This window comes from uncultured Roseobacter sp., assembly GCF_947492555.1.
In the GTDB taxonomy this organism is placed as follows: domain Bacteria; phylum Pseudomonadota; class Alphaproteobacteria; order Rhodobacterales; family Rhodobacteraceae; genus Roseobacter.
Genome location: NZ_CANLNE010000001.1, coordinates 761,558 through 783,887, shown reverse-complemented (window position 1 = coordinate 783,887; position 22,330 = coordinate 761,558). Strand labels below are relative to the sequence as shown.

The following is a 22,330-nucleotide window of genomic DNA, read 5'->3' as shown; positions in this document are numbered from 1 at the left end:
ACCCTCCCCAGACGCGTTCATTTCTTGCGGTCGTCCAGCTCCGCATTGAAGAGCCGCAGCCTGTGGCCAAACGTCTCCTCGTTCATCACACTATCGAAGTTCTCGAAGAGAAAAGACAGCGCCTCGCCTTCATCCAACCCCGCATCGGTTGCAAACCTTTTCAGCCTGCGGTATCCGTCCTCGGTCATCGCAACCGGAAAGCGGCGGGTCAGGCGAAACCGTTTCGGCATGGCTGGGTCCTTTCAGTTGGCAGGTAGGGTGGGCTTTCAGGCCACCCTGACCCGAATCAGAAGTTGGCCGCATCCAATGCCATGACGGTGTCCGCGCCGGTTTCGATCCGGCTCAGATGCAATGCGGTCGCGGGCAGCTGGCGCGCCATGTAATAGCGCCCGGTGTGCAGCTTGCTTTCGTAGAAGTCCACGTCGGATGCACCATTTGCCAGCGCGTCCTGTGCAGCTTTGCCCATCTTCGCCCACATCAGGCCAAGGCAGACGTGGCCGAACATATGCATGAAGTCGTAAGAGCCGGAAAGCGCGTTGTTGGGGTTTTTCATGCCGTTCTGCATGAAGTACATGCCCGCCGCCTGCAGATCCTTGGAGGCCGCCTTCAAAGGCTCCAGGAACTGCGCGTCGAATTCCGCATCCTGGCCCGCGTTTTCCTTGATGAAGCTCTTTACCACGTCGAAGAAGGCCATCACATGCTTGCCGCCGTCCTGCGCCAGCTTGCGGCCCACCAGATCAAGCGCCTGCACGCCGTTCGCACCTTCGTAGATCATCGCGATCCGGGCGTCGCGCGCAAATTGCGACATGCCCCATTCCTCAATATACCCATGCCCGCCGTAAACCTGCTGGGCTTTGACGGTCATGTCATAACCCTGATCGGTCAGGAAACCCTTGATAACAGGCGTCAGCAGCGAGACCAGACCGTCGGCGTCCTTGTCCTGCCCGCGGTGGGCGGCATCGATCAGCGTAGAACCCCAGAGGATGAACGCCCGCGCGCCTTCGGCAAAGCTCTTCTGGTCCATCAACGAGCGACGGATGTCCGGATGCACGATCAGCGGATCGGCAGGGCCTTCGGGATTTTTTGCGCCCGTCACGTCACGGCCCTGCAGACGATCCTTGGCGTAGTCCAGCGCGTTCTGATAGGCGGCTTCGGCCTGGGACATGCCCTGCATGCCGACGCCTAGACGCGCTTCGTTCATCATGGTGAACATGGCGCGCATACCCTTATGTGCGTCGCCCAAGAGATACCCGGTCGCCTCGTCGTAGTTCATTACGCAGGTGGAGTTGCCGTGGATGCCCATCTTCTCTTCGATCTTGCCGACCGCGACGCCGTTGCGTGCGCCCAGGCTGCCATCGTCCTTCACGCATATTTTTGGAACAATGAAGAGCGATACGCCCTTGATGCCCTCCGGCGCGCCGGTGATCTTGGCCAGTACCAGGTGGATGATGTTTTCGGACATGTCGTGCTCACCGGCGGAGATGAAGATTTTCTGCCCGGTGATCTTGTAGCTGCCGTCATCCTGCGGCTCGGCCTTGGTACGCATGAGGCCGAGGTCGGTGCCGCAATGCGGCTCCGTCAGGTTCATTGTGCCGGTCCAGTCGCAGGATACCATTTTAGGAAGATAGGTGTCCTTTTGCGCCTCGGTGCCGTGGGCGAGGATCGCCGAGGCAGCACCGTGCGTCAGGCCCTGGTACATGGTGAAGGCCATATTGGCGGAGGAGAACATCTCGCCCACAGCTGTGCCGATCACGTAGGGCATATTCTGCCCGCCGTATTCTTCGGGCATGTCCAGCCCCGGCCAGCCGCCTTCCTTGACCTGCTCAAAGGCCTCCTTGAAGCCCGTAGGGGTGCGCACCACGCCGTTTTCCAGAACACAGCCTTCGGTGTCACCCACCACATTCAACGGGGCCAGCACCTCGGAGGTCAGCTTGCCAGCTTCTTCGAGAATGGCGGAGGTGAAATCAGCCTCCAGCTCGTCATAACCGGGGATATTCTGGCCGGTGACGTTCAGCACATCATGCAGCACGAATTGCAGGTCTTTGGTGGGGGCGGTGTAGCGGGGCATCTTGTCTCTCTCTCCCTGAAAACGTGATGTCGGGTGTGTTATTCGGCGGCGCTGCGCGGTGCGCGCATGGAGGTCAACATCTCTTCCCCCCATTTCAACTGTTCTGTCAGTTCGGCGATGGCCTCGTTCAGCGCGTCGCGTTGACTGACCAGGTCGGCCAGGCGTTGACGGGCTACTTCATAGGTGCGTGCAAGCTGTGTCTGCTGTTGATCTCCCATGTCGTAAAGGTCGAGCAGCTGGCGGATTTCCTCAAGACTGAAGCCAAACTTCTTGCCCCGCAGAATCAGCTTGAGCCGAGCGCGGTCGCGCCGCGTGAACAGGCGTTTCTGACCTTCCCGGATCGGAAACAGCAATTCCTTGGATTCGTAGAACCGCAGCGTACGCGGGGTTACATCGAACTGATCGCACATCTGGCGGATGGTCATGATTTCGTCGGTCATCGGCTTCACTCTTTCAACGGCGGAACGCGGCACAAATAGGAACTGGGTGTTCAGCTACAACACAGGATGACGTTTACGTAACCTGAACGTCACGTCACTTTGACAGCTGCCATGACGGAAGCCCAGTGGCACGTCACGTCACAAAGGCTGTCCGAGCCAAAAGACGCGGGAGGATGTGCGGAAACTTGCGTATATCCGCGCCAGGGCGCGCTTTTACGCGGTTTTTGGGTCAGGGTTTCGTGATCTCTTTGGCAACAGAATCGCGCAGGTCCTGAAGCTCCTGCATGGCCTCATCCAATTGCCTGCGTTGATCCGCCAGTTCCTTGAGCTGCCCATCGGCAAGCGCCACCCAGGCCTCCATCTGCGCCGAGGTGCCCTCGTTTTCGTAAATCAGCAGCCATTGGCGGATGTCTTCGAGCTGGAAACCGAATTTGCGCCCCCGCAGGATGAGCTTCATGCGGGCCCGTTCGCGGGGGCCGTAGAATCGGGCGCGCCCTTCGCGGTCTGGCTCAAGCAGCTCGATGTATTCGTAGTAGCGCAACGTGCGCGGGGTTACGTCGAATTCGGCGCACATTTCTTTGAATGTCAGGCGGTGGTCTGCCATGCAACTTCTCTCCCTGAAGCACAGGCTAGGCCGGGCGCTGCCCGAGCGCAACCGTCGCTCTTGCTCTTGGCAGCTGGATGCGTTGATAAAGGGGCAGACGAAACCGGGCACCGCCCCTCGGAGCAGACTTCCATGGCCACGAAGACCGATATCGCGCGACAGTTTATCGAAGCGATTCCACACAGCAAGGCGCTTGGCATGCGCTTGACGGAGATGGGAGAGGGGACATCGACCATTGAGATGCCCTACGATGAAAAGCTCGTGGGGGATCCTGAAACCGGGGTGCTGCACGGCGGTGCTGTCTCGGCCCTTATGGACACCTGCTGCGGGGCTGCGGTGATGAGCCACCCGGCGAGCCCCGGTGGGACGGCCACGATCGATTTACGCATCGACTACATGCGTGCCGCCACGCCGGGCCAGTCGATCACGGCCACTGCAATCTGCTATCACGTTACCCGTACGGTGGCGTTCGTGCGCGCAACGGCGACGGATGAGGATACGGATAATCCCGTGGCATCTGCGACCGGTGCCTTCACCGTGGAGGCCGCGCGATGAAGGCGCCGCGCCGCCCGCCCGAGCCGGTTCAGGTGATCAAGCAACGCCGCGATGCCACGTTGCGGGCGCTGGTTGAGGGGGTGCCCTATATCCAGTATCTGGGCATGCAGTTCGAGCGTAAGGGTGATGAGCTGACCGGGGTTCTGCCCTTTGACCAGAAGCTGATCGGCAACCCGATGCTGCCCGCCATTCATGGCGGCGTGACGGCGGCCTTTCTGGAGGTGACGGCGATCATCACGCTGAGTTGGACGTACCTTTGGGAAGACGTGGAGTCGGGGGCAATTGATACGGCAACGCTGGAGGCGGGTGGCCTGCCGCGCTTGCCGAAGACAATTGATATTTCAACGGACTATCTGCGGTCCGGCCTGCCGCGCGATGCTTATGCGCGGGCGCGGATCAACCGCTCTGGCCGCCGGTACGCTTCTGTGCATGTGGAGGCGTGGCAGGACAATCGCAACCGGCTTTTTGCACAGGCCACGGGGCATTTCCTGATGCCCCAGCGGCGTGAGTGACACCGTTCAGGGCGCACCGGTTGGGGTCACCCACCGCCGCGTTCTGAAGATTGCGCTGCCCATCGTTCTATCGAATGCAACGGTGCCCATTCTGGGCGCGGTCGACGTGGGTGTCGTGGGGCAGATGGGAGAGGCGGCCCCTATTGGGGCGGTTGCCTTGGGAGCAATCATTCTCTCCACGGTCTATTGGATTTTCGGGTTTCTGCGCATGGGCACCGTCGGTCTCGTCGGGCAGGCCGAAGGGGCGGGGGACAGCGCCGAGGTCTCAGCCTGGCTGACCCGTGCGCTGCTGGTGGCGCTTGCGGGCGGGTTTGCGTTGATCGTGTTGCAGCCCTTGATCTTCTGGGGCGCGCTCAACCTTGCCCCCGCGAGCGACGAGGTGGAAAGCCTCGCCTGGTCCTACCTCAGCATCCGGATCTGGTCCGCGCCCGCGGCGATTGCGGTCTATGCGCTGACCGGGTGGCTTGTGGCAATGGAGCGCACCGGCGGTGTGTTCTGGGTGCAGCTGGTGATGAATGGCGTCAACATCCTGCTCGATCTGCTCTTCGTGTTGGTTCTGGACTGGGGCGTTCAGGGGGTGGCCGTCGCGACAGTGATCGCAGAACTGACCGGCGCCGCCTTTGGCTTGTGGTTCTGTCGCGCTGCCTTTGCGCGGCCTGACTGGCGGGATTGGCCGCGCATCTTTGACCGGGCCAAGCTTATCCGCATGGCGCTCCTGAACACAGATATCCTGCTGCGCTCGGCCATGCTGATGATCATCTTTTCCTCCTTCGTCTTTATTGGCGCGCGGTTTGGCGATGTGACGCTGGCCGCAAACGAGGTGCTGATCCAGTTCATGTACATCACCGCCTACGCGATGGACGGTTTTGCCTTTGCCGCCGAAACGCTGATCGCGCGGGCCTTTGGACGCGGCGACAGAGCCGATGTGCGCCGCGCGGCGCTGATCACATCCTGTTGGGGTATGGTGATTTGCATCGTAACCACTGCTGCCTTTGCATTCTCGGGGGGATGGATCATTGATGTGATGGCCAAAAACGCAGAGGTGCAGGAGACCGCGCGGGTTTTCCTGCCTTATATGATCATCGCGCCGCTGGTAGGGTGTGCCGCCTGGATGTTCGACGGAATTTTCATCGGAGCCACCCGCAGCAAGGACATGCGCAACATGATGGCGGTCAGCTTTGTGGTTTACTGGGCGGCCATTGCGATACTGCTGCCGGTGCTGGGCAATCACGGGTTGTGGTTGGCGCTGCTGATCTCCTTCATCGTACGTGGAGTGACCCTGGGGTTGCGCTATCCTGCACTGGAAGCCTCTGCCGAGAAGGTGTGATTAGAGCCAATCGGCCCGGCGGCTACCAACAGCCTCCTGCACGGAGGCAAAACCATCGCGCTCGAGCAGGCGATCAAGCCCAAGGGCAATGTCCTGCACAAGCGAAAGCCCCCCATAGACCAGCGCTGTATAAAGTTGGACAGCGGAAGCGCCCGCGCAGATCTTGGCATAGGCCTGTTCGGCAGAGCCGACGCCGCCAACCCCGACGAGGGGGATGTCTGTGTGCTGGGAAAGCCGCGCCAGCACCTTGGTGGCGCGGTCAAAGAGCGGCTGACCGGAGACGCCACCCGCTTCTTGGGCATGGTGGCTCCGCAACCCGTCGCGCGACAGCGTTGTGTTGGTTGCGATGATCGCGTCAACCTTCGCATCGCTTGCAACGACGGCGATATCCGCGATCTCGGACGCGTTGAGGTCAGGGGCGATTTTCAGGAAAACAGGCGTGCTGTCACGTACCTGCATGACACCGTCCAGCAGAGCCGCCAACGCTGCAGGGCCCTGCAAGTCGCGCAGCTTTTCGGTGTTGGGCGAGGAGACGTTGACAGTCGCAAAATCCACATCTCCCCGCAGATGCGCCATGACTTGGGCAAAATCGGCGGCCCGATCCTGGCTGGCCTTGTTGGCGCCCAGGTTGATGCCTACCGGTATGGATGCATGGGCCGCTGCAAGGCGCTGTCCAATCACCTTCATCCCGTCATTGTTGAACCCGAACCGGTTGATGGCCGCCGCATCCTCGCGCAAGCGGAAAAGCCGTGGTTTGGGATTGCCGGGTTGGGGAAGGGGCGTTGCCGCGCCGACTTCCAAAAATCCGAAACCTGCCTGCGACAGCGGCGTGATTGCTTCTGCGTTCTTGTCAAAGCCGGCGGCCAGCCCGACGGGGTTCGGCAAAGCCAGCCCGGCGATTTCTGTTTCCAGACGTGGCGTGGTGATCGGGCCCGGTGCGGCGGCTAGCCCGCCGCGTAACGCGCGCAGGGCCAGGCCATGGGCCTTTTCGGGGTCGATCTGACGCAGCGCCCGCAGGCCCAGCTGTTCCAGCGCGCGTTTCATCGGTGATGCCCGGTCACGCGCTGGCTTCTTCCAGACCTGCGGGGAACTGGTGAACACCGCCGTCGAGCGGCAAGGGCTGCGCCCAGACCACATCTTCGAGGCGCAAGTCCCGATAGAGATGCGGGAAAGGCTGATCGCTCCGCGAAATCTCCCACTTCAGATCATCGCCCAGCCGGTCGGTCTCCACCGCAAGAAGCATCAGGCCATCCATACCGGCAAAATGCTTGGCAGCCGTTTCAGCCGCCTGTGCTGCGGTTGAGAAATGCACATACCCGTCGGTCACGTCGATTGGCGCTCCGGCAGTTGTGCCCCTGGCACGCAATTCTGCCCATTCATCACTTCGGAAAATTTTAAATATCATCATGCGCGCGGTGATGCCTTGCGGGGCATGCAGGGTCAAGGGTGCCCGACGCCAATGGTGACCAAGGGTCAGAGCGTCCCGCAAAGCCCACACAATCTTTGACACCCGCCGCCTCAGCCGCCACCATTGCACCAGTTTCCAACTGAGGGGATAACCATGAAACGATTCTTGACAGCGACCGCCGCGCTTGCCCTGACAAGCGGCATGGCGTCGGCTGAGTACAGCCTGACCATCCTGCACACCAATGATTTCCACGCCCGTTTCGAGCCGATCAGCAAGTATGACAGCGGCTGTTCCGTCGAGGATGATGCCGAAGGCAAATGCTTTGGCGGTTCCGCGCGACTGGTTACGGCGATTGAAGAGGCCCGTGCGCGGTCCAACAACGCCATCCTCGTCGACGGCGGGGATCAGTTCCAGGGCACGTTGTTCTATACTTACTACAAGGGCGCGCTGGCGGCCGAGATGATGAACAAGATGGGCTATGACGCGATGACCGTGGGCAACCACGAATTTGACGATGGCCCAGAGGTGCTGCGCGGGTTCATGGATGCGGTGAATTTCCCGGTCCTGATGTCCAATGCGGATGTTTCGGCCGAACCGCTACTGGCGGACATACTGGCCAAATCCACCGTCATTGAGCGGGGCGGCGAAAGGCTGGGCCTGATCGGCCTGACGCCCGAGGACACCGACGAGTTGGCCTCGCCGGGGGATAACATCACCTTCTCCGATCCCGTGGCTGCCGTGCAGGGAGAGGTTGACCGGCTGACGGCCGACGGCGTGAACAAGATCATCGTGCTCAGCCACTCTGGCTATGGCGTTGACCAGCGTGTAGCGGCCGAGACCACCGGTGTCGATGTGATTGTCGGCGGGCATTCCAACTCGCTGCTGTCGAACACCTCTGATCGTGCGGATGGGCCATATCCTACGATGGTGGGCGAGACCGCCATTGTGCAGGCCTACGCTTACGGCAAATTCCTGGGTGAACTGAACCTGACCTTCGACGATGCGGGTAACATCACCGAAGCCAAGGGCGAACCGCTGCTGATTGATGCCTCCGTAAACAAGGACAGCGCCACCGCTGACCGCATTGCCGAGGCGGCCAAACCACTGGAGGAAATCCGCAATAAGGTGGTGGCGGAAACGGCCTCCGAGATCATCGGTGTGCGCGAAGACTGCCGGGCGCGCGAATGCGCCATGGGCAACCTGATTGCCGATGCGATGCTGGATCGCGTAAAGGATCAGGGGGTTGAGATCGCCATCCAGAACGGTGGCGGTATCCGTGCCAGCATCGATGCGGGCAAGGTGACCATGGGCGAAGTGCTGACCGTGTTGCCGTTCCAAAACACGCTGAGCACCTTCGACGTGACCGGTGCCAAGATCATTGAGGCGTTGGAGAATGGTGTCAGTCAGCACGAAGAGGGCGCAGGCCGCTTCCCGCAGGTGGCGGGTATGAGCTTTGCCTTTGATGTGGCGCAACCTGCAGGCAGCCGGATCAGCGACGTGATGGTGGGTGATGCGCCGATTGACCCGGACAAAGTGTATTCGGTCGTGTCGAACAACTACGTGCGCAACGGCGGGGATGGTTACGCCATGTTCAAGGATGCACAGAACGCCTATGACTTCGGGCCTGACCTTGCGGATGTCACGGCGGAGTTCCTGGCGGCGAGCGGTCCCTATACACCCTACACGGATGGCCGCATCACGGCGAAGTAACCAAGCCTCTGCAGTGTAGCCAACGCGCGCGGAGATTTTCGCGCGCGTTTTTCGTATCCAACGCTTACCTGCTGGTGTTGACAGAACATGACAACTAGGTTGCCGACAATGTGCGGACGCTTTGTCATAGCCCTTCCGACCGATGATATGGTGCAGTTGTTTGAGGCCTTGCCGGACAACGACCTGCCGGATGTTCCGAACTATAATGCTTGCCCGACAACGCAGGTGCATGTGGTGCAGGGCGCCGGCGGTGGGACGCGGCGGCTGACTTCCATGCGCTGGGGATTTCTGCCGCATTGGTACAAGACCCCGACCGCGGGTCCATTGCTGATCAGTGCGCGCGCTGAAACCATCGCTGACAAACCGGCGTTTCGCGATGCTGCGCGCCAAAGGCGCGCGCTGGTTGTTGCCAGCGGGTTCTACGAGTGGACGAAATCACCAGATGGTCTGCGCAATCCCTGGTACATCACACCGACCAAAGGTGAGGTTCTGGTTATGGCCGCCGTCTGGCAAGACTGGATCAGCCCGGAAGGTGACCGGAGGCGGTGCTGTGCGCTCGTCACAACGGCAGCCAATCGCGGCATGTCCCAAATCCACCACCGTATGCCCGTGATTCTGCAGCCTTCTGACTGGCCACTCTGGCTGGGCGAAGCGGGCCATGGGGCGGCGCGCCTGATGCGCGCAGCGCCGGAAGATGCACTGCGCTGGCATCGCGTGGATCGTGCGGTGAACTCAAACAAGGTGGCCGGGGCTGAATTGACAGCGCCGCTGGCTGGTGCCGACGACGCCTGATGTCTTGAAATCGGATATTTTTATGCGACTCAGCGCGTGAGCGGTGTCCGCGCCAGGTCCAGACGTCCTTCGATCAAACGTTGGGACTTGCCGTGAAACCGTCCGGCCATAGAGGCGTCCACCTTTAAGGTAATCTCATCGCCATGCTCGATGGCTCCGGTTGTCCAGATGCCCTCGGAACTGCTGACCGTATGCGCCTGTCCGCTGACGTTGACAAACCGCAGTGTGTCACCGGGCTCGAACGCGGTGCGACTGGGGAAATAGGCGGTTTGCAGGATCATGATCACGCGCTCTTCGGCATGCGCGGGATCCCCGGTGAATGGGATCGGTCCAAGGAGTAACAAGGCAACTAACGAAACAGATTTGAGCAACAAAACAAACACCCTCGAACCGATCCCACCCAATCGGCAGATGAGTTTGAACTAAAGTTGAATTAGGGCTGAAAATGGCCGGACCAGTGTCGCCGCAGCGGCAATCGACCCGCGCACAGAGTGTTTCTAAACTCGGTACAATGCACTGAAACATCAGTGTTTTCTCGTTAAGGGTGTGTTTATTTTCCGCAAATGTCTATATTGTCTAGGGGGTTAGCCTTTGGGTCGCCAGCCAGTCGCGAAAGGATGCAAGCGCGGGCGACTCCGCGCGCTCCTGCGGCCAAACAAGATAGTAGCTACCGATACTCTGCGATGTCTGTTCCGAGGCGAGAACCAGCTGACCATCGGCCAGATAGGGCTCCGCAAAGAAGGTGGGCAAAAGGGCAATGCCCAGCCCGTGAATTGCTGCTTGCGCCATGGTGGAGAACTGATCGAAAACCATGCCCGGAGGCGGCTCTTGTGCGTGTCCGAGCGCCTGCAACCACCGCGCCCATCCGCGTGGCCGGGTATCCAGATGCAATAGATCGTAGCGCAGGATTTCTTCCGGGTCCGTTAGGGCGGAATCAATCAGGCTGGGGGCGCAAACCGGCACAACAGTCTCTGACAGCAAGGGCAGGTAGTCCACGCCGGACCAGTCCTCGCGCCCGAAGTGAATGGCTGCGTCAAAGGAAGAGGTGCGAAAATCAAACGGGGCAAGCCGGGTGGACAGGTTTACTGTTACTTCGGGGTGCCTGCGCGCAAAGTCGCGCAGGCGCGGCGCCAGCCAGTGCATCCCGAAGGCTGGCAGGATGGCGAGGTTCAGCGGTCCGCTTTCGACATCCGTTTGCGCGGAAACAGCGGCCTGCGCCAGATGGTGCAGGACAGTGCGCACCTCTCTCACATAATCTTCTCCTTTGAGGGTCAGGACCAACCCGCGCCCTTCTCGGGCCAGCAACGTCACACCCAGCTGGTCCTCCAGCGCCTTCAACTGACGGCTTATCGCGCTCTGCGTCAGCGACAGTTCCGCTGCTGCCTGCGTCGCGCTGCCGAGCCGTGCCACAGCTTCAAAAGCGATCAGCACGGAAATGGACGGTAGATAGCGGCGCGGCACCGACATATGATTTTTTCTCATGGATCGCAGGATAAAGCATCGTTAGTCATTTGCCCGTGCTTTTGCAATAATGCGGCAAAGCCCGGCCCGGGCGCATTGCTGCGAGGATATGACATGAATGTTGAAGCCCCCGTTCTGAAAGCCAAGGACGCGCCTGATCTGGGTGCGTTTGACTGGTCCGACCCGTTTCGCCTGGCCGACCAGCTTGAAGAGGACGAGCGGATGATTGAGGAATCCGCCCGCGCCTATGCGCAGGAAAAGCTGCAACCGCGCATCATTGACGCCTTCGCAAATGAGACAACCGAGCCCGCGATTTTCCGCGAAATGGGAGAGATGGGGCTGCTCGGCGTGACCTGCCCAGAAGAATATGGCGGGCTGGGAGGGTCGTACGTCTCCTACGGTGTGGTCGCGCGCGAGGTGGAGCGGGTGGACTCCGGCTATCGGTCGATGATGTCGGTCCAGTCGAGCCTGGTGATCTACCCGATCTACGCCTACGGCTCCGAAGCTCAACGCAAGAAATACCTGCCAAAGCTCTGTGCAGGCGAATGGATCGGCTGTTTCGGGTTGACCGAACCGGATGCGGGGTCTGATCCGGCGGGCATGAAAACCCGGGCGGAAAAGACGGCGACCGGCTACAAGCTGACCGGTGCCAAGATGTGGATTTCCAATGCGCCGATTGCGGATGTTTTCGTGGTCTGGGCGAAGTCCGAAGAGCATGGTGGGAAGATCCGCGGATTTATCCTTGAAAAGGGCATGACCGGGCTGAGCACGCCGAAGGTGGGCAACAAGCTGTCCCTGCGGGCCTCTGTCACCGGCGAGATTGTCATGGAGGGCGTCGAAGTGGGCGACGAGGCGCTGCTGCCCAACGTGCAGGGTCTGAAAGGCCCGTTCGGATGTCTGAACCGGGCGCGCTATGGCATCAGCTGGGGGGCGATAGGGGCGGCTGAATTCTGCTGGCACGCGGCGCGGCAATACGGGCTGGACCGGCACCAGTTCGGCAAGCCTCTGGCGGGCACGCAGCTTTTCCAGAAAAAGCTTGCGGACATGATGACGGAGATTTCACTGGGCTTGCAGGGTGCGCTGCGCGTCGGTCGCCTGATGGACCAGGCCAATGCCGCCCCTGAAATGGTCTCCATCGTGAAGCGGAACAACTGTGGCAAGGCACTCGATATTGCGCGCATGTCCCGGGATATGCATGGCGGTAATGGCATCAGCGGTGAGTTCCAGGTGATCCGGCACATGATGAACCTGGAGACGGTGAACACTTACGAGGGCACGCATGATGTTCATGCACTGATCCTTGGCCGGGCGCAGACGGGGATCCAGGCATTTTTCTGAGCGGCGCGCGCCGGGGGCTGTCTGCCCCCGGACCCCCGAGCATATTGCTCGAACAATGAAGCGGGGCGTCTGGTCAGCCTATGTGCTGTAACATAAAAACGCGGGACGAAATGGGTTTGGGGACGGTATGGACCGCGTGAAGATTGTGCATGAGGCCTTGGTGCGGCGGCTTGCGGCGGGTGATTTTCCGGATGGTGCGGCACCGGCAGGGCCGCTTGAACCGACCGTGGCGCTGGAGCTTTACCGGGCGCAGGCGCTGAGCAGGGCGCTGGATATCCAAAGCCGCGCAATGCAGAAGATGGGGCAGGGGTTCTATACCATTGGTTCGTCCGGGCATGAGGGTATGGCGGCTGTGGCGCAGGCCTTGCGCCCTGATGATATCGCCTTTTTACACTACCGCGACGCCGCGTTTCAGATCGCGCGGGCGCAGCAGGCCGGGCAAACGGGTATGATGCGGGATATGCTGCTGAGTTTTGCCTGTTCGGCGGAGGATCCCACGAGTGGTGGACGGCACAAGGTGCTGGGCAGCCGGCCGTTGATGATTCCGCCTCAGACCTCGACCATCGCCAGTCATCTGCCCAAGGCGCTTGGCGCGGCCTATAGCATTGGTCTCGCCCGTCGCCGCGCGCCCGAACATCGTTGTCTTGCGCGGGACGGTTTGGCGATGGTTTCCTTTGGCGATGCCTCTGCCAATCATTCAACGGCGCAGGGAGCCATAAACGCCGCAGGCTGGACGGCAGCGCAGGGCGTGCCCCTGCCGCTTTTGATGGTCTGCGAAGACAATGGCATCGGGATTTCCACAAAGACACCCGCTGGATGGATCAAGGCCTCCTTCCAGCATCGCCCAGGCATCCGATACTTTGAAGCGGATGGGCTGGATATCTTTGACACCTTTGCCGTTGCATCTGAGGCGGCACATTTCGTGCGGACCAGACGGCAGCCCGCGTTTCTGCACCTGCGGATGGTGCGGCTCTATGGTCATGCAGGGGCTGATGTCGCGACCAGCTATCTGCCGCGCGCCGAGGTGGAAGCGGATGAGGCGAATGATCCCTTGCTGCATTCGGCGCGTCTGCTGATAGCCGCGCAGGGGACATCGGCGGAGGTGCTTTCCGACATTTATCGCGAGACCTTGGAGGCCGTGGCGGCGGAAGCGGAGAAGGTTGTCAAACGCCCGCATCTTGGCTCTGCACAAGACGTTATGGCGAGCTTGATCCCGCCCGCGCGAAACTGTGCGCCAACAAACGGTCCCGATCCGCAGCAACGTCTGCGCCTGTTCGGTGGCGATGTCCAACAGATGGAAGCGCCGCAGCCGATGTCGCGGATCATCAACTGGGCACTGCACGATCTTATGCTAGCGCATCCTGAGACCTTGGTCATGGGCGAGGACGTAGGGCGCAAGGGGGGGGTCTACGGGGTCACGCAGAAGCTGCAGGCGCGCTTCGGCCCAGACCGGGTCATCGACACGCTACTGGATGAACAGTCGATCCTCGGACTGGCCATCGGTACGGCGCACAACGGGTTCATCCCCATGCCCGAAATCCAGTTCCTCGCTTACCTGCACAACGCGGAGGATCAATTGAGAGGCGAAGCGGCCACGCTGCCGTTCTTCAGCAGCGGGCAGTGGACCAACCCGATGGTCCTGCGCATAGCGGGGCTAGGGTACCAGAAGGGGTTCGGCGGACATTTTCACAATGACAACTCGCTGGCCGTGCTGCGGGACATTCCCGGCATCGTCATTGCCTGCCCGTCCACCGGCGCCGATGCCGCGCGGATGCTGCGGGAGTGTCATCGCCTGGCAAGAGAAGAGCAGCGGGTTTGTGTTTTTGTCGAACCCATCGCGCTTTACCCCATGCGGGACCTGCAGGATGCAGGCGATGGTGCGTGGATGACGCGCTACCCCGACCCTGACGCGCGCATCGCGCTGGGTCAGGTCGGGGTCCACGGTGATGGCACGGATGTGGCGATCGTAACCTATGGCAATGGGCACTATCTCTCGCGTCAGGCGCAGCACTTGTTGGCGGAGAAAGGTATATCGACTCGAGTCGTCGACCTGCGCTGGCTGGCGCCGTTGCCCGAAGCTGCCCTGCTGGAGGCCGTCGAGACCTGTGGCAAACTTCTCATTGTCGATGAATGTCGCCGCACGGGCGGTCAGGCCGAGGCTCTCATGGCTTTATTTGCGGAAAAGGAGATGGAAAGCGTGCGGCTGACAGCTGAGGACAGTTTCATCGCCACGGGCCCGGCGTATGCCGCCACATTACCCTCGCGCGATAGTATTGTTGCTGCTGTAAAAAACCTAGTTGCCTGACATCGCATTGGAGTGCGCGATCAGGTCCAAGCCCCTCTGATCCATCACGTGCATGTAGTCCAGCAGCACCCAGTTTTTAGCAGTTTTGCCATCCGCGCAGCGATAGAAATCCATCACTCGCAACGTCAGCGCCCGGCCCGTTGGAGCGACGCCCAGATAGGGGCCTTGGTGTGTCATGGTCATCGACGGCCAGCCTGATACGGCGGCGTAGTTGCCGTCCCCGATCCGGCAGTCGTGATTGCCGCCCTTACGATCCGGGAATGCTGCCAGGAACGGCGTACGATGGTCTTCGACGAACCTTTCCCAGCGGTAATTTGATCCGATACCGCAGGGCCCGTACCACAACATGTCTTCAGCCCAATTGCCGTCCTTGCCTGTCTGTCCATTGGAGCCACCCGTTGCCGGGTCATAGATGTGCAGATCGCCCAGCATTGCCTCGACCAGGTCCAGGCTTTGGGCGCCGTGATCACCGTAGGGCAACACCCCGTCATGGGTCGCCGGGCCTGGGAAAAGGGTTTCCAGCCCGAATTGCACCCGAATGGATCGCGCCCGGCCCGTCGCATCGGATCGGGCAGATCGAGGATGATTCGCGCCTGGGTTATTCGGCTGTTTTTGACCCTGTAAAACTCGCCGACGCGCAGAAACGCCATTCTTTTGGACGGGCGAATGCACCAAAAAGGGGCACAAAAAATGCCGAGATAGTGCGTTGCAGAGGCGATCCAGCCATAGCCTTCTGCGCGTCGGCAGGACCCGGCGATGAATATTTCGTCTCTTCGGTGCGCGTGCTGCAGTGCGGCGCAAAGCGGTTTGAAGACCCGTTCGGCAATCGCGTCAGTACCCGGCAAAGAACTGCAAGGATGCGACATATAAAAGCGGCAATCAGGGTGCAGACCTTGATCGCATCTGCGCTGCAACGCGGCATCTTCAAGCTGACGCAGGCCGTTTAAAAAATCGTGAATTATCAGCTTTGCGCTCTGTGTAGGGGCAGGTCCTGCCGGTTTTGACTAAGCTTTGCACACGTGTGCAAAAAACTCTTGCCAAGCGCCAAGTTGAATGTCTAGCGTTAAGGCATCCTGCAAAAGGCAGGGCACGACAGCGGGGGCGGCATGGCTGAGATTCAACTGCGTAACATCAATAAACGGTGGGGCAGCTTTGTCGGGGTCGATAATTTCGACCTCACGATTGCCGACCAGGAGTTTCTCGTGCTGCTGGGGCCATCGGGCTGCGGCAAGACCACGACGATGCGCATGATTGCCGGGCTTGAAGACGCCACCGACGGCGAGATCATTATCGACGGGCGCGTGGTGAATGACCTCGACCCCAAAGACCGCGACGTGGCCATGGTGTTTCAGTCCTACGGTCTCTACCCGAACATGAACGTCTATGAGAACATCCGCTTTCCGCTGAAGGTGCGCAAAGTGCCCGACAGCGAACATGACGAACGCGTGCGCCGCGCCTCCGCCATGGTGGAGCTTGATGATTTCCTGCACCGCAAACCGGCGGAGCTCTCGGGCGGCCAGCGTCAGCGCGTGGCCCTTGCCCGCGCCATCGTGCGCGAACCCAACGTGTTCCTCATGGACGAGCCGCTCTCGAACCTCGACGCCAAGCTGCGCGTCTCGACTCGCGCCCAGATCAAGAACCTCAGCCACGAGCTGAAGGTGACCACCGTCTACGTGACCCACGACCAGATCGAGGCGATGACGCTCGCCGACCGTGTCGTGGTGATGAAACAGGGCAAGGTGCAGCAGGTTGGCACGCCCACCGACATCTACGACCACCCCGCCAATACCTTCGTGGCAAGTTTTATCGGTAGCCCCGCCATGAACCTGATGGACGGCGAGATGCAGGGCGGCACCTTCACTGGCGATAATGTATCGATCTTGGGCCTCTCAGGTCCGGACGGTCCGGTCACGCTGGGCTTCCGGGCCGAGGACGCGACCTTGGCCGAAGGTAGTGACGGGCAGATCACTGCGCCGATCTACACGATCGAGCTTCTGGGTGATGCCACGATGCTGACCGTCCGCGCCGGGGGGCAGCTGGTGTCGGTGAAGGCCCATAAGGAGTTCCGCGCCGAAATTGGCGATACGATCTCCTTCGCTGTTCCCGTGGCGATTTGCCACCTGTTCGATACGGCCACCGGGCAGCGCATCGACGCCAGAGGATCAGAAACGAGCGCACACATCGGTGCCGCAGGATAACACATGCCCTAAGGGGCCAATCACGAGTGCAGCCTTGCAAGATGCACTCTGCAAAACTGCAAAAGGGAGTTTGCATATGTTCTTGAAGAAAATCGCACTGGCGGGCGCTGTCTCGCTCTTGGGGAGCGCGGCGCTGGCCTGCTCCTATCAGAATGAGGTGCCGGTCAAGTCTCTCAGCGCCGGGTTCGAGGCGTGGAAAGCCGTCACCGACGCCATGGCCGAATGCGGAAATTTCCAGGCCGAACTCGATCAGGAATTCCGGACCAAGCAGCCTGCGGCCTTTGAAGCCAACCCCTCGCTCTACCAGATCGGCGGTGTGTCGAACGGCACCATCACGCCGCTCCTGAACGCGGGCACCATTCGTCCGCTGGACGATCTGGTTGAGAAGTACGGCGCCAATCTCAAGCCGAACCAACTCATCCGGATCAATGGTCAGATCATGGCTGTGGCAATGATGGTGAACACGCAGCACCTGATGTATCGCTCCGATGTGTTGGCCGATCTCGGCATCGAGACGCCGACCACCTGGGACGAAGTCTACGCAGCCGCTGCTAAGATCAAAGAAGCGGGTGTTATGGAGTATCCGCTGGGCGCAACGATGAAGTCCGGCTGGAACCTCGCCCAGGAATTTGTGAACATGCATCCCGGTCACGGCGGCAAATTCTTCAATGATGACAATACAACAGCGGTCAACTCGGACGCAGGTCTGGCGTCGCTCGAGACAATGCAGGCGGCGCTGGAATTCACCGATCCCGAGGTGCTGGTGAGCGATTCTACCTACGTGCAACAGCAGTTTCAGCAGGGCAAAATCGCCATGGCGAACCTCTGGGCAAGCCGCGCGGGCGCGATGAACGATGAGGCTGAAAGTCAGGTTGTCGGCAAGGTCGCGATGGCGGCCGCGCCCAAGGCGGTGGCCGATGGCGCCCCGGCCACGACGCTCTGGTGGGACGGTATCGTGATCGCCAAGAACATCTCGGATGAAGAGGCAGATGCTGCGTTTCGTCTAGCCATGGAAGGTCTGGATGCCGAGACGGTGCAGGGCGCAAACGACGCGGCCATCTGGCTGGTTGATGGATACCAACCGACGGACATCGCCGAGGGGGCAATTGCAACGGCAACTGCCAACCCGGCGCCGCCTGCCTACCCGTCCACGACCCAGATGGGATTGTTGCACACCGCCCTGGGCAACGAACTGCCCGCCTTTTTGACTGGTGAGCGGGATGCTGCGGCGACGCTGACGGCCATCGAGGAAGCCTACACCACCTCCGCTAAGGAAGCGGGCGTCCTCAAGTAAATTGGTGCTGGCCGGGTCGCCCGGCCAGCCCTCGCCGGCCCAAGGGTGTGTCAAGCGCATCAGATGTGTGTTTTGCAAACTCTTCACGGCCACTTTGCAAACTGGTTTGTCGCTAGGAGGCGATCATGAAGTTCAAGACATTTGCAGCCTTCGTCGGGCCCTCGGTCTTCATGATGCTCCTGTTCATTGCGGCCCCACTGGTTAGTGTTTTCATTCAGAGTTTTCAGGTCACGCAGCCGATCTTGGAGCAAGTCGAAGTCGAAACCTGTACACCAGGCTTTCTGACCCAGACCTGTACAACCGAGATCAAGACAGTTCCGATACTCGACGAGAACGGCAAGATGATCACGGAAACGCAATGGGTGGGGCTGCAAAGTTACCGCAACGTTTTGCAGATGGACAAATTCTGGGCCGCCGTCGGCAACGGCAGTTGGAACCAGATCATGCAGATCGACTTCTGGAAGGCGCTGCGCTTCACGCTTTCCTTTACGCTGCTGACCCTGCCGCTGGTGATTGGCGTTGGCCTCGCCATCGCATTGGCGGTAAACAACGCCACGCGGTCCATCCGCGGCCCCATCATTTTCATCTCGCTTTTGCCCTTCATCATCACACCGGTGATCGGGTCACTGTCGATCTACTGGCTCTTCGTGGGTGACGGTATCCTGACGACGATGATGGAACGCTGGACAGGCACGAATATCTCGATGTTCGCACAGGCCTGGACCATTGAATTGCTGATGTATTTCTATCGCGTGTGGCACGTTGCCCCCTTCGCCTTCGTGATCTTCTATGCCGGCCTGCAAACCGTGAACATGGACACGCTGGAATCCGCCGTGATCGACGGGGCGAGCCGCTGGGAACGGTTGCGCCACGTGATTGTGCCGCACCTTATGCCGCTGATCATCTTCATCGCCTTGATCCACCTGATGGACTGCTACCGGGTATTTGATGAAATCGTCGGCTTCCGCAGCCAAGCGCATGTGATTTCGCTGCAGTGGTTGACGTTCGACTTTATGACACCAGACGATGCGGGCAACCGCGCGATGTCGCGCGCCTCCGCCTCTTCCATGCTCACCATGATCGGCATCGTCATCCTGCTGATCCTGCCGCTGCGCCGCACCTGGCGCGACCACAAAGGGAGCGCGCACTGATGTCTACCCCCAAAGCCATGCAGCAACCCCTGGCCCTGCGCCTCTCCTCCGGCACCTTCCTCGCCATTTGGTGCTTGCTTGCCGCCTTCCCCATCTTCTGGATCGCGGTGATGAGCTTCAAATCTCCTGTCGATGCCTTCGCTGACAGCGCGTGGGATGTAATCCTCGGCCCTGCCACACGCGCAGGCGGCGATGGGCTTTCCGTGCTTGACGTCATCTTCGGCCTGGTCGTGCTCTACTTCGCGATCCGCTGGGCCTTCACCCGGCTCCCGGGCTGGGTGCGGCACTACTGCCCGCCGGGTCTCATCGCGCTGGGCTGGCTTGTCGGGGCTCTGGTCTACGCCATCGCCTTCGTGCTGATTTTCCTTGGACTGCTACCCATGATCCTTGGCGCGCTCAACGGCATCCTCGGGCCACTTGGCACACCCGTTCTTGGCATGACAACCGAGCATTATGTCGCCGTCTGGGCGGAGAATGAATTCTATCGCAACTTCCTCAACTCCATGCTGGTGACTGCGGGCGTCGTGACCATCTCGCTCACCGTCGGGACGTTGGCGGGTTACGGGCTGGCACGCTCGGGATCTGATCTGGCCTTTTGGCTCCTAATTGTCGCTCTGGTCTTCCGCGCACTGCCGCATTCGGTGCTCGTCGCAGGCTACCTGCCGGTCTTCATCAATTCCTCGGAAATCCTCGCGCCTATCTTTGGCGAGGGCGCGCCCACGCTCTATGGCCAGCCCTGGGCGGTGATCGCCGTGCTCGTCTCGATCAACCAACCCTTCACCATCTGGATGCTGCGCAGCTTCTTCCAGAATATCCCCGCCGAGCTGGACGAGGCCGCCCGTGTCGATGGCTGCTCGCACTTTCAGGCCTTCCGCAGGGTGATCATGCCCGTCATGTGGCCGGGCGTCATCACCACGGGGCTGTTCTCCTTCCTGCTGGGCTACAACGACTTCCTCGTGACCGCTCTTCTGCTTGACGCGCAGAACCAGACCATGGTCCCGGCCATTGCAGGCTATTTCAACCGGGAAACGACGACCACCGATCAGGTCGAAGCGGTCGCCGCCGCAGTGTCGATCACCGCACCGCTCTTCCTGCTGGTCATGGTCTTCCAACGCCAGATCGTCAGCGGCCTGACAGCGGGGGCGGTGAAGGGCTGATGAGCAAGCGCGCACGCTCCGGTCTCATGCAGCGCCACCCGGCGCTGAACCGGATGCCACGGGATTTCATCACGGGAGGTGCGTCTTAACCCACGCACCTTTCACGATTGATGATGACAGGAGGACCCGGTGAAGGGATCCAGACCAGAGCAGGCCGTGCTGACCAAAGACACGGACATGAGCAAGACAGAGGCCACCCGCGCCGTGATCGAAGGCATGGTCGATGGGCTCAACGACCACCGCATCGACGACATCGGCGCGTTCTTTGCGGAGAGCTTCCGCTGGATGGGCAACCAGGGCTGTGGCACCAAGACGGGCCTGCGGGAGTTTCAGGACAACTGGCAGCGCCCGTTTCAAGCCGCGTTTTCCGACAAGGTCTGCGTGGATGAAGCGCGGCTTTACATGGGCGAATGGGCGGCTGCCTTCGGGCGGCAGGAGGCAACCCATTCGGGTGTGTTCATGGGCGTGGCGCCGACCGGCAAGCGGGTGGACATTCGGTACATGGATTTCTGGAAGGTGGAAGACGGCAGGATCACCGACAATTGGGTGATGGTTGATTTTCCGCATGTGTTGGCCCAGCTGGGCGTTGATGTTTTCGGGGGCGAAGGCTGGGAAGCCTTTGATCGGGGCGAGAAAACCCCACCGCGCCCCGATCAGTGAGGAGAGAGTAAGATGGCAATCGAGTATCTGAAACGCGGCAAGCCCGAAGCCGAGCGCGCCGACGATGACGCCAAGACGCGCGCGGCGGTCGAGGCCACGCTGGCGGATATTGAGGCGCGGGGCGATGTGGCCGTGCGGGAGCTCAGCGAGAAGTTCGACAACTACAGCCCCGCGTCCTTCCGGCTGAGCCAGCAGGAGATCGATGACCTGATCGCACAGCTATCTCCGCGCGAGCTGGAAGACATCAAGTTCGCGCAGGAACAGGTGCGCAACTTCGCCCAGGCTCAACGGGATTCGATGCTGGACATCGAGGTCGAAACGATGCCGGGGGTGATCCTTGGACACAAGAACATCCCTGTGCAATCCGTGGGCTGCTATGTGCCCGGCGGAAAGTTCCCGATGGTCGCCTCGGCGCATATGTCGGTAGCGACGGCGAGCGTCGCGAGAGTGCCGCGCATCATCGCCTGCACCCCTCCCTTCAAGGGCAAGCCGAACCCCGGTGTGATCGCCGCGATGCATCTGGGTGGTGCGCATGAGATCTATGTGATGGGTGGCATTCAAGCCGTGGGTGCGATGGCACTCGGGACGGAAACCATTGACCCCGTGCATATGATCGTCGGCCCTGGCAATGCCTTCGTGGCGGAGGCCAAGCGCCAGCTCTTTGGCCGCGTCGGCATTGATTTGTTCGCCGGTCCGACAGAGACGATGGTGATTGCCGATGAGACTGTCGATGCGGAGATGTGTGCGACGGATCTGCTGGGGCAGGCGGAGCACGGCTACAACTCGCCCGCAGTTCTGCTGACCAATTCGCGCAAACTGGCGGAGGAGACGCTGGCCGAGATCGAGCGAATCCTGACCATTTTGCCGACGGCGGAGACCGCGCAGGTGAGCTGGCAGGAGTATGGTGAGGTGATCCTCTGCGACAGCTACGACGAGATGCTCGCGGTGGCTGATGACGTGGCCAGCGAGCACGTGCAGGTCATGACGGATCGCGACGATTGGTTCCTTGACCATATGACCTGCTATGGCGCGCTCTTTCTCGGGCCGCGCACCAATGTGGCCAACGGCGATAAAGTCATTGGGACGAACCACACGCTGCCCACCAAGAAGGCGGGGCGCTATACCGGCGGACTCTGGGTTGGCAAGTTTCTGAAAACGCATAGTTATCAGAAGGTGACAACGGATGCGGCGGCGGCGGAGATCGGGGCCTATGGCTCGCGGCTCTGCATGTTGGAAGGGTTCGTGGGGCATGCCGAGCAGTGTAACCTTCGGGTGCGACGCTACGGTGGTGTAAACGTGCCTTACGGCGAGGGCGCGCCTGCGCAGGAGGCTGCCGAGTAGGATCTACGC

The 22,330-nt window shown here is 60.7% G+C and carries 22 protein-coding genes; 13 read left to right on the top strand and 9 right to left on the bottom strand.

Annotated elements, in window-relative coordinates:
• Window positions 1–17: 17 nt before the first annotated feature.
• From Q1A07_RS03750 to Q1A07_RS03735, 4 genes are all read right to left on the bottom strand, one after another.
• Window positions 18–230, bottom strand: coding sequence for a hypothetical protein (locus Q1A07_RS03750; RefSeq protein WP_299777945.1), 213 nt, complete (start codon window positions 228–230; stop codon window positions 18–20).
• 56 nt (window positions 231–286) lie between these two features.
• On the bottom strand, window positions 287–2,068 hold the full coding sequence (locus tag Q1A07_RS03745; protein WP_299777943.1) for an acyl-CoA dehydrogenase C-terminal domain-containing protein: 1,782 nt from the start codon (window positions 2,066–2,068) through the stop codon (window positions 287–289).
• Window positions 2,069–2,106: 38 nt separating this feature from the next.
• The gene (locus tag Q1A07_RS03740; protein WP_299777941.1) at window positions 2,107–2,508 is read right to left on the bottom strand and encodes a MerR family DNA-binding transcriptional regulator; all 402 of its coding nucleotides are present in this window, start codon (window positions 2,506–2,508) and stop codon (window positions 2,107–2,109) included.
• Window positions 2,509–2,737: 229 nt separating this feature from the next.
• Window positions 2,738–3,112: a MerR family DNA-binding transcriptional regulator gene (locus tag Q1A07_RS03735; protein WP_299777939.1), complete on the bottom strand. Its 375-nt coding sequence runs from the start codon at window positions 3,110–3,112 to the stop codon at window positions 2,738–2,740.
• A 132-nt stretch (window positions 3,113–3,244) separates the two neighbouring features.
• Here Q1A07_RS03735 and Q1A07_RS03730 point away from each other — a divergent pair, with 132 nt between their 5' ends.
• From Q1A07_RS03730 to Q1A07_RS03720, 3 genes are read left to right on the top strand one after another with little or no spacing between them, the layout of a single operon-like run.
• On the top strand, window positions 3,245–3,667 hold the full coding sequence (locus Q1A07_RS03730; RefSeq protein WP_299777937.1) for a PaaI family thioesterase: 423 nt from the start codon (window positions 3,245–3,247) through the stop codon (window positions 3,665–3,667).
• The gene (locus Q1A07_RS03725; RefSeq protein ID WP_195820149.1) at window positions 3,664–4,179 is read left to right on the top strand and encodes a PaaI family thioesterase; all 516 of its coding nucleotides are present in this window, start codon (window positions 3,664–3,666) and stop codon (window positions 4,177–4,179) included. The genes Q1A07_RS03730 and Q1A07_RS03725 overlap by 4 nt, the downstream gene beginning before the upstream one ends.
• Window positions 4,172–5,506 carry an MATE family efflux transporter gene (locus tag Q1A07_RS03720; protein WP_299777934.1) on the top strand — a complete coding sequence of 445 codons (1,335 nt, stop codon included), beginning with the start codon at window positions 4,172–4,174 and terminating at the stop codon, window positions 5,504–5,506. Before Q1A07_RS03725 ends, Q1A07_RS03720 begins: the two co-directional genes overlap by 8 nt.
• On the opposite strand, the gene Q1A07_RS03715 is transcribed toward Q1A07_RS03720, so the two are convergent.
• Both Q1A07_RS03715 and Q1A07_RS03710 read right to left on the bottom strand, forming a co-directional pair.
• Window positions 5,507–6,550, bottom strand: coding sequence for a quinone-dependent dihydroorotate dehydrogenase (locus tag Q1A07_RS03715; protein ID WP_299777932.1), 1,044 nt, complete (start codon window positions 6,548–6,550; stop codon window positions 5,507–5,509).
• A gap of 13 nt (window positions 6,551–6,563) precedes the next feature.
• The gene (locus tag Q1A07_RS03710) at window positions 6,564–6,914 is read right to left on the bottom strand and encodes a DUF952 domain-containing protein (protein ID WP_299777931.1); all 351 of its coding nucleotides are present in this window, start codon (window positions 6,912–6,914) and stop codon (window positions 6,564–6,566) included.
• Window positions 6,915–7,067: 153 nt separating this feature from the next.
• Between Q1A07_RS03710 and Q1A07_RS03705 the strand changes: the two genes are divergently transcribed.
• Both Q1A07_RS03705 and Q1A07_RS03700 read left to right on the top strand, forming a co-directional pair.
• Complete coding sequence (locus tag Q1A07_RS03705) at window positions 7,068–8,624, top strand: bifunctional metallophosphatase/5'-nucleotidase (protein ID WP_299777929.1); 1,557 nt, start codon at window positions 7,068–7,070, stop codon at window positions 8,622–8,624.
• A 108-nt stretch (window positions 8,625–8,732) separates the two neighbouring features.
• The gene (locus Q1A07_RS03700) at window positions 8,733–9,416 is read left to right on the top strand and encodes an SOS response-associated peptidase (protein WP_299779149.1); all 684 of its coding nucleotides are present in this window, start codon (window positions 8,733–8,735) and stop codon (window positions 9,414–9,416) included.
• 29 nt (window positions 9,417–9,445) lie between these two features.
• On the opposite strand, the gene Q1A07_RS03695 is transcribed toward Q1A07_RS03700, so the two are convergent.
• Both Q1A07_RS03695 and Q1A07_RS03690 read right to left on the bottom strand, forming a co-directional pair.
• A complete protein-coding gene (locus tag Q1A07_RS03695) occupies window positions 9,446–9,760 on the bottom strand; it encodes a hypothetical protein (protein WP_299777927.1) in 315 nt (104 codons plus the stop codon).
• Window positions 9,761–9,992: 232 nt separating this feature from the next.
• Window positions 9,993–10,883 (bottom strand): LysR substrate-binding domain-containing protein, encoded by an 891-nt coding sequence (locus Q1A07_RS03690; RefSeq protein ID WP_299779147.1) that lies wholly within the window; start codon window positions 10,881–10,883, stop codon window positions 9,993–9,995.
• 108 nt (window positions 10,884–10,991) lie between these two features.
• On the opposite strand from Q1A07_RS03690, the gene Q1A07_RS03685 reads away from it, so the two are divergent.
• Together Q1A07_RS03685 and Q1A07_RS03680 are read left to right on the top strand one after the other, a co-directional pair.
• Complete coding sequence (locus Q1A07_RS03685) at window positions 10,992–12,215, top strand: acyl-CoA dehydrogenase (RefSeq protein WP_299777926.1); 1,224 nt, start codon at window positions 10,992–10,994, stop codon at window positions 12,213–12,215.
• 127 nt (window positions 12,216–12,342) lie between these two features.
• Window positions 12,343–14,520 carry a thiamine pyrophosphate-dependent enzyme gene (locus tag Q1A07_RS03680; RefSeq protein ID WP_299777925.1) on the top strand — a complete coding sequence of 726 codons (2,178 nt, stop codon included), beginning with the start codon at window positions 12,343–12,345 and terminating at the stop codon, window positions 14,518–14,520.
• On the opposite strand, the gene Q1A07_RS03675 is transcribed toward Q1A07_RS03680, so the two are convergent.
• Complete coding sequence (locus tag Q1A07_RS03675) at window positions 14,509–15,054, bottom strand: ester cyclase (RefSeq protein WP_299777924.1); 546 nt, start codon at window positions 15,052–15,054, stop codon at window positions 14,509–14,511. The two genes, Q1A07_RS03680 and Q1A07_RS03675, sit on opposite strands and share 12 nt — an antisense overlap.
• A gap of 572 nt (window positions 15,055–15,626) precedes the next feature.
• On the opposite strand from Q1A07_RS03675, the gene Q1A07_RS03670 reads away from it, so the two are divergent.
• The 6 genes from Q1A07_RS03670 to hisD all read left to right on the top strand — a co-directional run bounded on the left by Q1A07_RS03670 (window position 15,627) and on the right by hisD (window position 22,321).
• Window positions 15,627–16,718, top strand: coding sequence for an ABC transporter ATP-binding protein (locus Q1A07_RS03670; RefSeq protein WP_299777923.1), 1,092 nt, complete (start codon window positions 15,627–15,629; stop codon window positions 16,716–16,718).
• Window positions 16,719–16,794: 76 nt separating this feature from the next.
• The gene (locus tag Q1A07_RS03665; protein ID WP_299777922.1) at window positions 16,795–18,012 is read left to right on the top strand and encodes an extracellular solute-binding protein; all 1,218 of its coding nucleotides are present in this window, start codon (window positions 16,795–16,797) and stop codon (window positions 18,010–18,012) included.
• 125 nt (window positions 18,013–18,137) lie between these two features.
• Window positions 18,138–19,163: a carbohydrate ABC transporter permease gene (locus tag Q1A07_RS03660; RefSeq protein ID WP_299777921.1), complete on the top strand. Its 1,026-nt coding sequence runs from the start codon at window positions 18,138–18,140 to the stop codon at window positions 19,161–19,163.
• The gene (locus Q1A07_RS03655; RefSeq protein WP_299777919.1) at window positions 19,163–20,320 is read left to right on the top strand and encodes a carbohydrate ABC transporter permease; all 1,158 of its coding nucleotides are present in this window, start codon (window positions 19,163–19,165) and stop codon (window positions 20,318–20,320) included. Before Q1A07_RS03660 ends, Q1A07_RS03655 begins: the two co-directional genes overlap by 1 nt.
• A gap of 129 nt (window positions 20,321–20,449) precedes the next feature.
• Complete coding sequence (locus tag Q1A07_RS03650; protein ID WP_299777917.1) at window positions 20,450–20,980, top strand: ester cyclase; 531 nt, start codon at window positions 20,450–20,452, stop codon at window positions 20,978–20,980.
• A 12-nt stretch (window positions 20,981–20,992) separates the two neighbouring features.
• A complete protein-coding gene (hisD, locus tag Q1A07_RS03645; RefSeq protein ID WP_299777915.1) occupies window positions 20,993–22,321 on the top strand; it encodes a histidinol dehydrogenase in 1,329 nt (442 codons plus the stop codon).
• Window positions 22,322–22,330: the final 9 nt, after the last annotated feature.